At 70.0% G+C, this 13,616-nt stretch carries 15 protein-coding genes; 10 read left to right on the plus strand and 5 right to left on the minus strand.

The features are described from left to right. Positions 1-237 precede the first annotated feature (237 nt). Positions 238-741 (minus strand): DUF3145 domain-containing protein, encoded by a 504-nt coding sequence (locus tag NGH83_RS08625; RefSeq protein ID WP_251855855.1) that lies wholly within the window; start codon positions 739-741, stop codon positions 238-240. A gap of 203 nt (positions 742-944) precedes the next feature. On the opposite strand from NGH83_RS08625, the gene NGH83_RS08630 reads away from it, so the two are divergent. After that, positions 945-1,520 carry a PadR family transcriptional regulator gene (locus NGH83_RS08630; RefSeq protein WP_251855856.1) on the plus strand — a complete coding sequence of 192 codons (576 nt, stop codon included), beginning with the start codon at positions 945-947 and terminating at the stop codon, positions 1,518-1,520. On the opposite strand, the gene NGH83_RS08635 is transcribed toward NGH83_RS08630, so the two are convergent. From NGH83_RS08635 to NGH83_RS08645, 3 genes are all read right to left on the minus strand, one after another. Continuing rightward, positions 1,500-2,318: a DUF1684 domain-containing protein gene (locus NGH83_RS08635; RefSeq protein ID WP_251855857.1), complete on the minus strand. Its 819-nt coding sequence runs from the start codon at positions 2,316-2,318 to the stop codon at positions 1,500-1,502. The two genes, NGH83_RS08630 and NGH83_RS08635, sit on opposite strands and share 21 nt — an antisense overlap. A gap of 70 nt (positions 2,319-2,388) precedes the next feature. Further along, a complete protein-coding gene (locus NGH83_RS08640) occupies positions 2,389-4,347 on the minus strand; it encodes a S9 family peptidase (protein ID WP_251855858.1) in 1,959 nt (652 codons plus the stop codon). Then, the gene (locus tag NGH83_RS08645) at positions 4,344-5,276 is read right to left on the minus strand and encodes an NADP-dependent oxidoreductase (RefSeq protein ID WP_251855859.1); all 933 of its coding nucleotides are present in this window, start codon (positions 5,274-5,276) and stop codon (positions 4,344-4,346) included. Before NGH83_RS08645 ends, NGH83_RS08640 begins: the two co-directional genes overlap by 4 nt. A gap of 122 nt (positions 5,277-5,398) precedes the next feature. Here NGH83_RS08645 and NGH83_RS08650 point away from each other — a divergent pair, with 122 nt between their 5' ends. The 9 genes from NGH83_RS08650 to NGH83_RS08690 all read left to right on the plus strand — a co-directional run bounded on the left by NGH83_RS08650 (position 5,399) and on the right by NGH83_RS08690 (position 13,131). Then, the gene (locus NGH83_RS08650) at positions 5,399-6,559 is read left to right on the plus strand and encodes a hypothetical protein (RefSeq protein WP_251855860.1); all 1,161 of its coding nucleotides are present in this window, start codon (positions 5,399-5,401) and stop codon (positions 6,557-6,559) included. 85 nt (positions 6,560-6,644) lie between these two features. Then, on the plus strand, positions 6,645-7,433 hold the full coding sequence (locus NGH83_RS08655) for a DUF4239 domain-containing protein (protein ID WP_251855861.1): 789 nt from the start codon (positions 6,645-6,647) through the stop codon (positions 7,431-7,433). A 244-nt stretch (positions 7,434-7,677) separates the two neighbouring features. Continuing rightward, complete coding sequence (locus NGH83_RS08660) at positions 7,678-8,457, plus strand: hypothetical protein (protein WP_251855862.1); 780 nt, start codon at positions 7,678-7,680, stop codon at positions 8,455-8,457. Further along, positions 8,454-8,870 (plus strand): phage holin family protein, encoded by a 417-nt coding sequence (locus tag NGH83_RS08665; protein WP_251855863.1) that lies wholly within the window; start codon positions 8,454-8,456, stop codon positions 8,868-8,870. The genes NGH83_RS08660 and NGH83_RS08665 overlap by 4 nt, the downstream gene beginning before the upstream one ends. Beyond that, on the plus strand, positions 8,867-9,439 hold the full coding sequence (locus NGH83_RS08670; RefSeq protein WP_251855864.1) for a DUF3618 domain-containing protein: 573 nt from the start codon (positions 8,867-8,869) through the stop codon (positions 9,437-9,439). The genes NGH83_RS08665 and NGH83_RS08670 overlap by 4 nt, the downstream gene beginning before the upstream one ends. A 90-nt stretch (positions 9,440-9,529) precedes the next feature. Beyond that, positions 9,530-10,621 (plus strand): YihY/virulence factor BrkB family protein, encoded by a 1,092-nt coding sequence (locus tag NGH83_RS08675; RefSeq protein ID WP_251855865.1) that lies wholly within the window; start codon positions 9,530-9,532, stop codon positions 10,619-10,621. A 112-nt stretch (positions 10,622-10,733) separates the two neighbouring features. Beyond that, positions 10,734-11,291, plus strand: coding sequence for a phage holin family protein (locus tag NGH83_RS08680; RefSeq protein WP_371872643.1), 558 nt, complete (start codon positions 10,734-10,736; stop codon positions 11,289-11,291). A 55-nt stretch (positions 11,292-11,346) separates the two neighbouring features. Then, complete coding sequence (locus NGH83_RS08685; RefSeq protein WP_251855866.1) at positions 11,347-12,168, plus strand: DUF1206 domain-containing protein; 822 nt, start codon at positions 11,347-11,349, stop codon at positions 12,166-12,168. 75 nt (positions 12,169-12,243) lie between these two features. Continuing rightward, positions 12,244-13,131: a helix-turn-helix transcriptional regulator gene (locus tag NGH83_RS08690; RefSeq protein WP_251855867.1), complete on the plus strand. Its 888-nt coding sequence runs from the start codon at positions 12,244-12,246 to the stop codon at positions 13,129-13,131. Between the two features lie 67 nt (positions 13,132-13,198). Here NGH83_RS08690 and NGH83_RS08695 read toward each other — a convergent pair whose 3' ends face one another. Next, the gene (locus NGH83_RS08695; RefSeq protein ID WP_251855868.1) at positions 13,199-13,615 is read right to left on the minus strand and encodes a cupin domain-containing protein; all 417 of its coding nucleotides are present in this window, start codon (positions 13,613-13,615) and stop codon (positions 13,199-13,201) included. Position 13,616 lies beyond the last annotated feature (1 nt).

Consider the following 13,616-nt stretch of genomic DNA (forward strand, 5'->3'; position numbering starts at 1 on the left):
CCGTCATTTCGCGACGGCCGTGAACGGCCTCCTCAATGACCAGGAATGCAGCGCCCGAGAAAGGGGAAGAGCCCCGAGCCGGTACCCATCCGGTCGGGGCTCTTCATGTCGCTGTCGCTAAGTTCGAGGGTCGCTACCCTTACGACCCGAACGCGTTGGAGCGCGAGGCGAACAAGACAAGGCTACGACTGCGAGTCCCCCGAACGAGTCACATCCGCTCGGCGTGTCGCGAAGCTCTCAGCCCGCTCTGTGCATCCAGACGACGGGGCTGTGCTCGCCGGCGTGACGGAACGGTTCCAGCTCCTCATCCCACGCCTGCCCGAGCGCCAGACGGAGCTCGCGGTGCAGTTCGAGGGCGTTCACACCGGCCACATCCATCGCGTAACGGATGCGATCCTCGGGGACCACCACATTGCCGGACGTGTCCGTCTGCGCGTAGAAGATGCCCAGATCGGGCGTGTGCATCCAGCGAGCACCATCGGTGCCGTACCCGGCGTCCTCGGTCACCTCGAAACGGAGGTGCTCCCACCCGCGGAGGGCGGACGCGATCGCAGCGCCGGTGCCCTGAGGGCCCTCCCAGTAGAAGTCGGTGCGCTGCGAGTTCTTCAGAACGGGCTGCTCGATCCACTTGAAGTTCACGGCACGCCCGATAGCGCGACCTGCGGCCCATTCGACATGGGGGCAGAGCGCGCGCGGCGAGGAGTGCACGTACAGCACACCCCGGGCAGACGGTGCAGTCATAGTGGTTCTCCGTTCGGATAGGTACGTCTTCCCCAACGACCTGGTGAACGGACAATCCTCCTGTTGCACCGATATGAAGTTATTGCCTGGGAGACCCAGTGCTTGGAATTATGCCCGACGACACGCCGGAATGACAACGGTGCGATCCGGTCGAACGTGAGCGACTATCGAGCGGAGTGTTTCGAGCCCGTGAGGAGGGACACATGTCCGTGCGGAACGGCCTCCTCGGAGTGCTCACCCTGGGCCCCGCCTACGGCCTGCAACTGCACGGTGAGCTGCTCGCGCGCGCCGCTCACCGCGGTGCCGTGAACGTCGGCCAGATCTACGGCACTCTCGACCGTTTGCAGAAGCAGGGTCGCATCAGCCGGGCGGGCGACACCGCCGACGGCTCCCCGCTCTACGAGCTCACCCCGTCGGGGCGCGACGAGGCGATCGCCTGGGTGACCGGGGTCAGCCCGATCGACCCGGACTGGACCGAGATGCTCGACCGTGTACTGGTTTCGAGCACGGTCCCGAGCGGCGATACCGACGCGGTCATCGACGGCTACCTCAAGCACTGGACGGCGGTCATCGCGTCGCTCGACGAGCCCGAGCTCGCCTCGGCGACGACCCTGGCGGACGCCGCGGCCGCCGACCTCGCCGGCGCCGCGGTCAGATGGCTGGCCCGCGCCCGCGACACCGCGGCGAGCGGAACCCTGGTGCGCCCGCTCGCGGTCGCCCGTCCGCGGCGCGGCCGTCCGGCCACCGCGTCACCCGCGTCAGTGCAGCAGACCGCCTGAGGCGTCGAGCACGTTCTTCTCCCCCGCCGTGACCGGGAACGGGAACCGATTCTGCGCGGGTGGGATCGGGCAGTTGAAGTTGTAGCTGAACGCGCAGGGCGGCAGCACCGCCCGGTTGAAGTCGAGCACGACCTCGCCGTGCTCGTCGGGGGCGACGAACAGGAAGCGGCCGACGCTGTACGTGCTGTCCCCGTTGGTGGCGTCGGCGAACACCAGCTGCAGGCGCGACCCCTCGGGGAAGGCGACGACGGTGTAGCTGCCGCCGTCGTGGTCGAAGCCGATCTCACCGGGAATCGGCTTCAGCCGCTCATCGTCGCCGGCGACATGTTCGAAGGCGACGGTCGTGCCCTCGGCGAGCGGCGTGAACCGGCCGGTGATCACCCACGCGGGGTCGTAGGGGAAGCTGTCGATCCCTCCGAAACGGGCGATCCCCTCCGACTGGGAGTCCCACACCCGCAGGCCGTATCCGCCGCTCTCGCTGCGCACGACGGTCCCCCGGGTGTGATCGTCGAACACCACCGTCGACGGGGCGATGGCCTCCGGGCCGGCGACGATCGCGACGCCGTCGACGAGCGTCCCGTCCACCTCGACACCATCCGCGGCCGTGGCGCGCACGATGAGCCCCGACTGCCCTTCGGGGAGCGGAGCCCATGTGCCGGGCACGCCCCAGATCGGCTGCTCGGAGTCGACCCACTGCGTGTTGACGAGCGCGAGCGCGCCGAGCGGTCCCCGGGCGCTGTCGATTCGGCGCGCCTTGAGGCGGGCGTCGAGCTCGGCTTCGGCGTTCACGTCGGTCATCGGGTGGTCTCCTGTCGGACGTCCCGGCACGCAGCCGGGGTCCTTCGAGTCAACCGGACGAGCATGCGCATTATTCGGGAACCGCCTGATCAGGCCGCCAGAGAGACAACTCCGGCACGCTGGGCGGGGTGAATCCGAGGATCTGGCCGTAGAACGACAGCGCTGCCTCGCGCACCGCCGTCCGCGTCTCGGCCCGGCGGAAGCCGTGCGACTCCCCCTCGAACGTCAGGTAGGCGTGCGGAACCCCGGCCGCGACGAGCGCATCGCGCACCTGCTCCGACTGCGCGGGCGGGACCACCGGGTCCTCGAGGCCTTGCAGAAGGAGGATCGGACGCTCGAACGGCTCACCGCAGGTCAGCGGCGAGCGTTCGACATACAACGCCTCGGCGCCGGGCAGAGGACCGACGAGCCCCTGCAGATAGCTGCGTTCGAAGTCGTGGGTCGCGGCGATGAGAGTGCGCAGGTCGGCGACGCCGTAGAGGGAGACCCCGCAGGCGAAGACGTCGCCGCGCACCAGGCTCGACAGCACCGTCCATCCGCCGGCGGAGCTGCCCTCGATGGCCATGCGGGCACCGTCCGCCTCCCCCGCGGCGACGAGCCCTCGCGCCGCGGTCTCGACGTCGGCGACGTCGACGACTCCCCACTCGCCGTCGAGCCGCTCCCGGTAGGCGCGGCCGTATCCCGTCGAGCCGCCGTAGTTGACGTCGAGCACACCGATGCCGCGGCTGGTGTAGTACGCGAAGACCGGGTTCACCGAGGCCTGCGAGTGCGCCGTCGGCCCGCCGTGCACGATGGTCACGTACGGGGGCGGCTCCCCGTCGGGCGCGACGTGGTCGGGGTTACGCGGCGGATAGACGACGGCGTGCACCTCGCGCCCCTCCCCCTGGAAGGTCCGCTCGACCGGCGCGGGCAGGTACGCCGCGTCGGGGAGCTCCTCGAAGTCGGACCGCACGGTTTCGACCGCGCCGATCTCGACCGACCCATCGGCGATATCGAGCAGGTGAAGACCGCCGGGGAGATCGGGACCGCCTCCGCGCACGAGCACGCGTCCATCGGCGTAGTCGAGCAGCTCGAACGAGGTGAAGGGGCTGTCGAGCACCGACCGGGTGCCATCCGCCTCAAGGACCTCGAGCCGGTCGGAGCCGAACGTCGAGCGCAGCAGCAACCGGTCGGCGGCGAGCGGCAGGTACCAACGGGCACCGAGGTTCCAAAGGGGCCCTCCGGTCTCCCGCTCGGTGACGGCCTCACGGATCATCGTGCCGCCCGTGTCGACGAGCACCGGATTCCAGAAGCCGCTGCGATCGGTGACGCACCAGAGCGTCTCGTCGTCGCGCCACTCCGGCTGCAGCACCGACTCCACTGGGCCGCCCAGCAGAGTGCGCCACTCCGGAACGACGCCGTCGACGACCTCACCGACGCGCAGCTCGGTGCCGTCCCACGGCATGCGGGGGTGGTCCCACGCGATCCAGGCGAGCCGGCGTCCGTCGGGCGAGATGCGCGGGTAGGCGACGAAGTCGGACCCGGCGACGAGCGCGCGGATCGCGTCGCGGCTCTCTGCCGCCGATCCGTCGAGCGGCACCGCCACGATGTCGCGCGACACCGAGTGCTCGTTCACATGCTCGCGGACGGCGAGGATCTCGTCGCCGTGCACGGCGATCTCCGCGTACGAGGTCCCCCTGATGTGCGGCGTGAGCGGCTCGGCGAGGCCGTCGGGGCGGAGCCGGTGGATGCGCTGATCGCGCGCGTCGACGTAGACGAGCGTTCCGTCGGACGTCGCCGTCCACGCACCGCCGCCGTACTCGTGCACGCGACTGCGCGCTCCGGCCGGCGCCGGGAGCACGGTCTCGACGGCCCCGTCGAATCGTCGGCGGAAGACGCCGGTGCGCCCACCCTCAGTGGGGCGGCGCTCGGACCACCAGACCTCGTCACCGACGAACCGGGCGTCCTCGACCGCGTGGGTGCCGCCGGCGATCGCGGCCGCGTCGATCGGCGAGTGCCATGAACCGTAGGGGGCGACTCGAGGTGTCACGGGTGCAGCACGACCTTGCCTCCGGGGTGACCGGTCGTGACGAGCCGAAGCGCCTCGACGGCGTCCTCGAGCGGGAACGACGGGCCGAGCTCGACGAGGAGCCGCCCCTCGCCGGCGAGTGCGATGAGTTTCGCCTTGGCCGCATTGCGGATGTCGGTTCCGGGGTCGGCCCCGGGGCTTCCGCCGAGCAGCTGGATGCCCGCCTCGCCACCGCGTCCGAAGGCCGCGATCGTGGCGATGCGGTGGCGGTCGGCGACGAGGGCGACGGACACGTCGACGGCCTCGTCGGTGCCGACCGTGTCGAGCGCGACGGTGATCTCGGGCGCGATCTCGCGCACGCGATCGAGAAGCCCGTCGCCGTACTCGACCGGCTCCACGCCGAAGCGGCGCAGCACGTCGAATCGGGCTGCACTCGACGTTCCGATCACCCGCGCTCCGCGACCGATCGCGAGCTGGGCGGCGAGGAGACCGACGCTGCCCGACGCGCCGTGGATGAGCACGGTGTCGCCGTCGTGCACATCGGTCGCCACGAGGAGGTGCTCCGCCGTCGTCCCGGTGAGCAGCAGGCCCGCGGCCGCATCGAACGAGAGCGACGCGGGCTTCGCGAAGACGGAGCGCGCGGCGACGGTGATGCTGTCCGCCCATCCGCCGCGGACACGGAACGCGACGACCTCGTCGCCTTCGGCGAAGGGGCCGGCTTCGAGTCCTACCGCGGTGATGACCCCGGCGACCTCGTTGCCGACGGGAAGCGGAAGCGAGGCGTCGTTCCGGCCGAACTCGCCCGAGATGGTCTTGAAGTCGGAGGGGTTGACGCCCGCGGCGCGTACCTCGATCGTCACCTCGCCGATACCGGGCGATGGCACCTCCTTCTCCACGACCGTCAGGACTTCGAGTCCCCCGTACGCTTCGGCGACCACCGCTCGTGCCATCCCGCTCCTCCTTCGATCGTGATCGGACGTGCGCCGTCCGCCCGTCGATCGTCGCACGCGCGGATTCGGAGCGCCCGCGCGCCCTGCCCGCACGCCCCTCTCCGCGGCTCTAGCCTGACCAGGTGACTGCCCGCCGCCCGCAGGCGCTGCTGCGCGCCGCCCTCGTCGCGGCGCTGGTCGCCGGCGCCGAGCTCGCGGAGCCGGCGGTGGCCGCCGACTACCCCTCATGGGACGAGGTCGCTGACGCGAAGAGCGACGCCGCGGCCACTCAGACCGAGGTCTCGCGCATCGCGGGCCTGCTCGACGGCCTCGAGGCGGAAGCCGCTCGACTCGGTGACGTCGCGGTCGATCAGGCGGCCGCCTCCAGCGCGGCTCGGGCCGCCGCGGACGAGGCCGCCGCGGTGTCGGCCGCGCTCGCGGCGAGCGCCGCGGAGGCCGAACAGCGCGCCCGCGATTCGTCCCGCCAAGCGGGCGCGGTGGCGGCGAGCATGGCCCGCGCCGGAGACCCGGTGCTCGATCTGTGGTTGTCGGGCAGCGACGCCGACGATCTGCTCGGCCGGATCGGCACGATGTCGAAGGTGACCGAGTCGCTCGCGCTCCTCCGCGACGCGGCGGCGCGCGAGCAGCGCCAGGCCGAATCGCTCGGGGAGCAGGCGGAGATCGCGACGAGGGAGCGGGACCGCTTCGCGGACGCGGCGCAGGCCCGATCAGAGGAGGCGAACGCGGCCCAGCAGAGCGCGGAGGCGGCGCTGGCGGAGATGAACGCGCGCTCGTCGACCCTGTACGAGCAGTTGGCGGAGCTCAACGACACCTCCAGTGAGCTGGAACGGCAGTACCGCGCGGGTCAGCAGCTCGAGGATTCGTACTCGGGTGGCACCGGCTCCGGTGGATCGAGCGGTGGCGGCACCACCGGTGGGGGCGGCTCGGGCGGCTCCGGCGAGGAGCTCGGCGGGGTCACGCCCGGCGCCGGCTCGATGAGTCCCGCCGAGGCCCGCGCGCACGCGGCGACGCGCATGCCCGCGTACGGCTGGAACGACGGCGAATACCAGTGCCTCGTCTGGCTGTGGACCCGCGAATCGAGCTGGCGGTGGAACGCCTACAACGGCTCGAGCGGCGCGTACGGCATCCCTCAGTCGCTGCCCGGCAGCAAGATGGCAGCCGCCGGCGGCGACTGGCGCACCAACGCGGCCACGCAGATCGAGTGGGGCCTTGGCTACATCGCCAACCGATATGGGTCGCCCTGCGCCGCGTGGGCTCACTCCGAAGACGTCGGCTGGTACTGAGCCCACCGCGACGGCGGCGAGCCGCGTGGATGGCGGCGGCCACCGCGCCTGCACGCCATCATGATCGGAGACGAAAGAAGAGGCGATGGACACCTTCCTGTACGACTGGCCGGTCTGGCTGTCTCTGCCGGTCGCCGTGCTCGGCTTCCTCGCCGGGTCGTGGCTCATCCTGCTCGGCGTCCGTCGCCCGGTCATGCGCGCCGCCGGCAACAACTCCGAGTGGGACCGGGTGCTCGGCTACGCCATCACTGCGTACGGGGTCTTCTACGGCATCCTCCTCGCCCTCGTCGCCGTGTCGGTGTACGAGAACTTCACGAGTGTCGACGACGCGGTGCTCGGTGAGACCTCCGCGATCGCCACACTCTTCCGCGACGCCGCAGGATACCCGCAGCCTTTCTCGGGGCAGCTGCAGGACACCATCCGCGAGTACACGCAAGGGGTGGTGACCCTGGACTGGCCGCAGCAGGCGGCGGGGGTCGTGCCGCGCGAGACCGACGAGCGCCTCGCCGCCGTGCAGCAGCTGCTGCTCTCCTACGAGCCGGTCACGAACGGTGCGCAGGCCCTGCACACCAACACGATCGAGACCTTCAACGAACTGGTCGACGCGAGACGAACCCGCATCGACATGACCGATCTGTCGCTGCCGCCGCTGCTCTGGTTCGTGATCGCGGTCGGCGCCGTGCTCAACGCGGTTCTCCTAGCACTGATCGAGGTGCGGCGACTGCAGGTGCATCTGTTCATGTCGGGCATCATCGCCGTCTTCGTCGGGTTGCTCATCTTCGTCACCGCTGACATGGATCACCCCTACCAGGGCGGCGTCAGCGTCACGTCCGAGGACTACCAGATCCTCCTCGACGACCTGATGGGCAAGTAACTCCCGCCTCTACCTCTCCACCGACCGCGCGCAGCCCTCGAGGCGCGACGGTGCGCCCTTCGATGCACCGATTCACAGCCCCCTTCCCGCGACCCGTCTGAGGGATTCTCAGGGCTCGCCGCGAACGACTGTTTCTCCCAGGCGGCGCCCATCGACCGGTCCTGGTGCGTCCAGTTTTGGCGCTCACGGTCGTTGGTGCGAACCGAAGCGCGTGGAGCCGAACTCCCGCACCGAAAGGACGATCATGAGCAACAGCATCTCCTCGGGCGACTACCCCGACCTCCCCGTCGAGCGGATTCCGACGCCCCCGCCGACAACGCCCGTCACCCCTCCCCCTGTCGGCGGCGGCACCACCGGCGGCTACTCCGGCGGCAGCGGCGGTTCCGGCGATCAGGGCAAGGCCGCTGCGGCGAAGGAGCAGGCGGCCGAAGTGGGCCAAACCGCCGCCGAGGCCGGCAAGCACGTGGCGGGCACCGCGAAGGACAAGGCCTCCGAGGTCGCCTCCGAAGCGAAGCACCAGGCCCGCGACCTGTACGACCAGACCAAGGGCGAGCTCTCCGAGCAGGCAGCACGACAGCAGGAGCGCGTCGCCGCCGGCCTGCGCTCGATCTCCGAGGAACTCGGATCGATGTCGTCATCCGCCGAGAACGGCGGCGTCGCTGCCGACCTCGTCGGACAGGCGGCGGGCAAGCTCGACGGCGTCGCATCGTGGCTCGACCAGCGCGACCCGGGCTCGCTCCTCGACGAGGTGCGCCAGTTCGCAGCGCGCCGTCCGGGAGTGTTCATCGGCGTCGCCGCCGCGGCCGGGCTGCTCGCCGGCCGGCTGACCCGCGGCATCACCGAGACGGTGAAGGAGGAGAAGGAGGCCGAGGCGACCGGAAGCTCCACCTCGTCCACGACGTACGACACCAGCGTGCCCGCTCCGGCACCGACCGGCGCCTACAGCAGCAACGTGCCCGCCTACGACGTGAACTCCGGCGCGACGACCGCGACCCCGCTGCCCGGCGAGAGCGAGTACCGATGAGCGACCCGGGCACGCCCTCCGAACAGAAGGCCGCACGGACGTCGCTCGGCGATCTGCTCGGCGAGGTCACCAAAGACCTGTCCACGCTGGTGCGGCAGGAGATCGACCTCGCCAAGGCTGAGGCGAAGGAGAGCGCGACGCGCGCCGGGAAGGGTGCGGGGCTCCTCGGCGGCGCAGGATACGCGGCGCTCATGGCCGTGCTCTTCCTGTCCATCGCGCTCTGGTGGGGGCTCGGTCATCTGATCGACAACGGCTGGTCGGCCGTCGTCGTCGCCCTGATCTGGGCCGTCATCGCACTGGTGCTCTTCGTCGTCGGCCGCAAGCAGCTGAAGACGATCAAGGGCGCACCGCAAACCGTGGACAGCATCAAGCGCATCCCGGACAGCTTCAAGAGGAATGAGGAGAACCGATGAGCGACGCCGATCGCATCCGAGCGGAGATCGACCGCACACGTACCGAATTGAGCGGCGACGTCGACGCGCTCGCCGACAAGGTGACCCCGTCGAAGGTCGTGCACCGTCAGACGGTCAAGGTGAAAGACGCATTCAGCGGAGTGAAGGAGAAGGTCATGGGCGCAGCGTCCGACGCGAGGGACAGCGTGGCATCGTCGACGTCGTCAGCGGGTGAGTCGCTCGGCGCCGCCCCGCGTGCCGCGGTGCAGAAGGCGAAAGGCAATCCGCTCGCCGTCGGCCTGATCGCGTTCGGCGCCGGCTGGCTCGTGTCGTCGCTGCTGCCCTCGACGACGGTGGAGAAGAACGCAGCCTCGCAGGTGAAGGACGCGGCGCAGCCGCTCGTCGAGAAGGCGCAGGACGCGGCGAAGGAGGTCGGCGAGCACCTCAAGGAGCCCGCCCAGCAGGCCGCGCAGGCCGTCAAGGAGACCGCCACCGACGCGGCCGCCGAGGTCAAGTCGGAGGCGCAGTCCGCCGCCAGCGACGTGAAGTCGCAGGCACAGGACTCGAAGGACGCCGTTCAGAACGGCTGAGTAACCCCGACCGCTGGGGGCCGCGTCGTCACGCGGCCCCCGGCGTCTTCTCCCAGCGTTTTCTCTCCAACAAGCGATGAGAGGTCGGCCATGACCGACGCAGGTGCCAGCGAACGTCTCAAGGACGCGCCCGAGCCGGAGGATTCTCGGAAGCCCGACAAACCCACCGAGGTCAGCAAACGGTCGTGGCTCTACGTGCTGCGGAAGACCGCACGCGAATTCACGAGCGACCAGTGCACCGACATCGCCGCCTCGCTCACCTATTACGCGGTGCTGTCGATCTTCCCGGCGTTCATCGCCCTCATCTCGGTGCTCGGGGTGATCGGCAACGGCAAACAGGTCGTCGACGGCCTCCTCGAAGTGCTGAGCTCGGTTGCGCCCGAGTCGGCGCTCGACGTCCTCCGGGGACCGCTCGAGGGCTTCGCAGAGTCGCCCGCCGCCGGGTTCGCCCTCGTCAGCGGCATCGTGCTCGCGATCTGGTCGGCGTCTGGCTACGTCGGCGCCTTCTCGCGAGCGATGAACCGCATCTACGAGATCGACGAGGGGCGCCCCGTCTGGAAGCTCAAGCCGGTGCAGCTGCTCGTCACCATCATCGGGCTGGCGCTCATCCTCGTCGTCGTCCTGCTGCTCGTCGTGTCCGGTCCCGTCGCGGACTCCGTCGGCGCGCTGTTCGGCGCCGGCGATGCGTTCACCGCCGTCTGGGACATCGCGAAGTGGCCGGTGATCGCCGCGATCCTCGTCTTCCTCCTCGCCGTGCTCTACTACATGACCCCGAACGCGAAACAGCCGAAGTTCCGGTGGATGAGCATGGGCGCCCTGCTCGCCCTCATCGCCCTGGTGGTCGCGTCGGCACTGTTCGGCCTCTACGTCACGAACTTCTCGAACTATGCCAAGAACTACGGGTCTCTTGCGGGCGTTGTCGTATTCCTGCTGTGGCTCTGGATCGCGAACCTCGCCCTGCTGTTCGGCGCGGAGTTCGACGCCGAACTGGAACGCGGACGGCAGTTGCAGGCCGGCATCGCCGCCGAGAAGGACATTCAACTGCCGCCGCGAGACACCAAGAAGAGCGAGAAGGCGGCGGCGCAGGAGGAGAAGGACATCGAACTCGGTCGACGCATCCGCGAAAGCTCCGATGACGACGGCGAGCGCCGGCAGAACGACGACGGGCGGCAGCATCGCTGAACTCCCAGGCCGGTCGCATCCGGCGGTCGAGAGACGCTCAGTCTCGGCGGGGACCGTCTGAGCAGCACCGTCGTGCTTCCGCGATGGCGCCGATCGTGAGAGGACACGCGCGATGACGAATCTCCCGACGGGGCAGCACCCCGAGGTGCCGGCGGAGTCCGGCCCGATTCGGACCGATGCCGGGCGGCACGCCGCGCCGGTCGCTCCCGACTCACTTCCGGGCTCAGACGGTCTCGCCGCTCCGAGGGCGGCGCGCTCGTCGCTCGGCGAGCTGCTCGGGGACGTCTCGAAGGATCTCTCGACACTGGTGCGGCAAGAGATCGAGCTCGCCAAGGCCGAGACCAAGGAGACGGCGGTGCGCGCCGGCAAAGGTGCGGGGCTGTTGGGAGGCGCTGGGTACGCCGCCCTCATGGCGTTGCTGTTCGTGTCGATCGCCCTCTGGTGGGGGCTCGGGCACCTGATCGACAACGGTTGGTCGGCGGTCGTCGTCGCCGCCGTCTGGGGAGCCGCTGCGCTCGTGCTGTATACGATCGGCCGTACCCAACTGAAGAAGGTGAAGGGCCTTCCGCAGACGATCGACAGTGTGAAGCGCATCCCTCAGTCCGTCGCGCATCGAGACGATGTCGAGACGCTGAGGGAGGCGGCGCGCGAGACCGCCGACCGCGGCTGACCCTCGCCGCCCGGGGTCTCGGCATTCCTCCTGCTGCCGTGTCTAGCCTGACCGCATGATGGCATCGGTGAAGCAGGTCGCTCATCCCAAAGGCGCTGCACGGTCGGTCGGTTCGAGCCGCGCCGTGAAGGTCCTCGCCCGCACGGGCTACGCCGCGAACGGCGTCCTCCACATCCTGATCGGCGTCATCGCCATCTCGGTCGCGCTCGGCGGAGGTGGCAGCGCCGATCAGTCCGGCGCGCTCGGCGCACTCGCGGGCAACCCGTTCGGCGCCAACCTGCTGTGGGTGATGGCCGTCGGACTCGCGGCCCTCGCCCTCTGGGGCGTCGTGCAGGCGATCATCGCGAGCTCGGCCGATACGAAGGAGACCTGGAAGCTGCGCGCCAAGGAGGGCGGCAAAGCGGTCGCCTACGCCGCGGTGTCGGTGACCGCGTTCCGCTATGCGATGGGAAGCAGTTCCGACGGAGACCAGAGCGCGCAGTCCCTCAGCGCGACGCTGCTCGAGAACCCGTTCGGAGTGGCGCTGCTCCTCGTCGTCGCGGCCGGCATCCTCGGCATCGGCGCGTACTTCGTGGTCAAGGGCGCGAACCGGAAGTTCCTCGACGACATCGACCGCCCGTCCGGTCGGGCCGGACGGGCGACGGAGCTGATCGGCATGGTCGGCTACATCGCGAAGGGCGTCGCGCTCGCCGTGGTCGGCATCCTGTTCGGCACCGCCGCCGTGACGACCGACCCCGAGCAGGCGGCCGGCCTCGACGGCGCTCTCAAGGCGCTGGCCGAGCTCCCCTTTGGCGCCGTCGTGCTCGCGCTGATCGGACTGGGCTTTATCGCGTACGGCGTCTACTGCGGGATCCGCGCGCGGTACGCGCGGCTCTGACCGGCTGCGTCCCGGTCGGCTGACAGGTACCCGCAGGCCCTCCCCGGGTGTTCGGCGGGAATCTACCCTGGGACGATGACCGAAGTACGCGCCGAGATCCGCGAGTTCCTCAGCTCCCGCCGCGCCCGCATCACCCCCGAGATGGCGGGACTGCCGGCCTACGGCGGCAACCGTCGCGTCGCCGGTCTGCGTCGCGAAGAGGTCGCGATGCTCGCCGGAGTGTCGGTCGACTACTACGTGCGGCTCGAGCGCGGCGACCTCGCGGGAGCATCCGAAAGCGTGCTCGACTCGATCGCGTCGACGCTGAAGCTCGACGACGCCGAGCGGGTCTACCTCTTCGACCTCGCCCGCGCCGCCGGCCCGTCGAGGCGAGCGCCGAGCAAGCCGAAGGCGTCGGTGCGCCCCGCAGTGCAGCAGGTGCTCGACGCCATCGCCGACGCACCCGCCTGGGTTCGCAACGGCCGGCACGACATCATCGCGGCGAACCGGATGGGTCGCGCCCTCTACTCCCCCGTCTTCGACGACCCGCGCCGCCCGGTGAACACCACCCGCTTCGCTTACCTCAACCCCGAGGCCAAGACCTTCTGGCGCGACTACGACCAGATCACCCACGACGCGGCGTCGATGCTGCGCCTCGAAGCGGGACGCAACCCGCACGACCCCGACATCATCACGCTCGTGGGCGAGCTGTCGACGCAGAGCGAACTGTTCCGTCAGCGCTGGGCGTCGCGGGACGTCATGTTCCACCGCAGCGGCACGAAGCGTCTGCACCACCCGGTGGTCGGCGACCTCGATCTCGACTACGAGTCGATGGAGCTGCCGAGCGAACCGGGCCTGGTGCTGAACGTCTACACCGCCCGGGCCGGCTCGCCGTCCGCGGACGGACTGAAGCTCCTCGCCTCCTGGGCGGCGACGCAAGAGGAGGCGTTCGCACGCCAGGAGGCGGAGAGCCGCGGGCTTTAGCTCGGGTACTCCGGCCGTTGAGCGAAGCGATACGAAGGTTGATCGAACAGCCTCCGTATCGCTTCGCTCAACGGGCGGCGCTCGGGTACTCCGCGTCGGAGACCTTCTCGCCCCACGTCGTCTCCGGCTCGCCCGTCTCGGGTGCGGGCGCCTCCCAGAGCGCGAGGTGGCACATGAACTGGTCGGCGGTCGCGCCGTGCCAGTGCCACTCACCGGCGGGAGTGTGCACGGTATCGCCGGGATGCATCTCGATCAGCTCGCCTCCGCGACTCTGCACGTATCCGACGCCTTCGGTGACGTGCAGCGTCTGCCCGACCGCGTGCTTGTGCCAGGCGGTGCGCGCCCCGGGGGTGAACCGCACGAGGTTCAGTCGTGCCCGCGAGGGCTCATCGCCGCTGTAGTAGGCGTTGAAATAGACGTCGCCGCTGAACCACTCGGCCGGCCCTTTCACCGTGGGGGTCTTCGTCTGGATAGTGGTGCTCATT

Source organism: Herbiconiux sp. L3-i23, assembly GCF_023734115.1.
In the GTDB taxonomy this organism is placed as follows: Bacteria; Actinomycetota; Actinomycetes; order Actinomycetales; family Microbacteriaceae; genus Naasia.

Excerpts from the sequence above, each read along its gene's own strand:
- NGH83_RS08625 (WP_251855855.1), bottom strand. The coding sequence starts at position 741 with ATGACTGCACCGTCTGCCCGGGGTGTGCTGTACGTGCACTCCTCGCCG.
- NGH83_RS08630 (WP_251855856.1), top strand. The coding sequence starts at position 945 with ATGTCCGTGCGGAACGGCCTCCTCGGAGTGCTCACCCTGGGCCCCGCC.
- NGH83_RS08635 (WP_251855857.1), bottom strand. The coding sequence starts at position 2,318 with ATGACCGACGTGAACGCCGAAGCCGAGCTCGACGCCCGCCTCAAGGCG.
- NGH83_RS08645 (WP_251855859.1), bottom strand. The coding sequence starts at position 5,276 with ATGGCACGAGCGGTGGTCGCCGAAGCGTACGGGGGACTCGAAGTCCTG.
- NGH83_RS08655 (WP_251855861.1), top strand. The coding sequence starts at position 6,645 with ATGGACACCTTCCTGTACGACTGGCCGGTCTGGCTGTCTCTGCCGGTC.
- NGH83_RS08660 (WP_251855862.1), top strand. The coding sequence starts at position 7,678 with ATGAGCAACAGCATCTCCTCGGGCGACTACCCCGACCTCCCCGTCGAG.
- NGH83_RS08665 (WP_251855863.1), top strand. The coding sequence starts at position 8,454 with ATGAGCGACCCGGGCACGCCCTCCGAACAGAAGGCCGCACGGACGTCG.
- NGH83_RS08670 (WP_251855864.1), top strand. The coding sequence starts at position 8,867 with ATGAGCGACGCCGATCGCATCCGAGCGGAGATCGACCGCACACGTACC.
- NGH83_RS08675 (WP_251855865.1), top strand. The coding sequence starts at position 9,530 with ATGACCGACGCAGGTGCCAGCGAACGTCTCAAGGACGCGCCCGAGCCG.
- NGH83_RS08680 (WP_371872643.1), top strand. The coding sequence starts at position 10,734 with ATGACGAATCTCCCGACGGGGCAGCACCCCGAGGTGCCGGCGGAGTCC.
- NGH83_RS08685 (WP_251855866.1), top strand. The coding sequence starts at position 11,347 with ATGATGGCATCGGTGAAGCAGGTCGCTCATCCCAAAGGCGCTGCACGG.
- NGH83_RS08690 (WP_251855867.1), top strand. The coding sequence starts at position 12,244 with ATGACCGAAGTACGCGCCGAGATCCGCGAGTTCCTCAGCTCCCGCCGC.
- NGH83_RS08695 (WP_251855868.1), bottom strand. The coding sequence starts at position 13,615 with ATGAGCACCACTATCCAGACGAAGACCCCCACGGTGAAAGGGCCGGCC.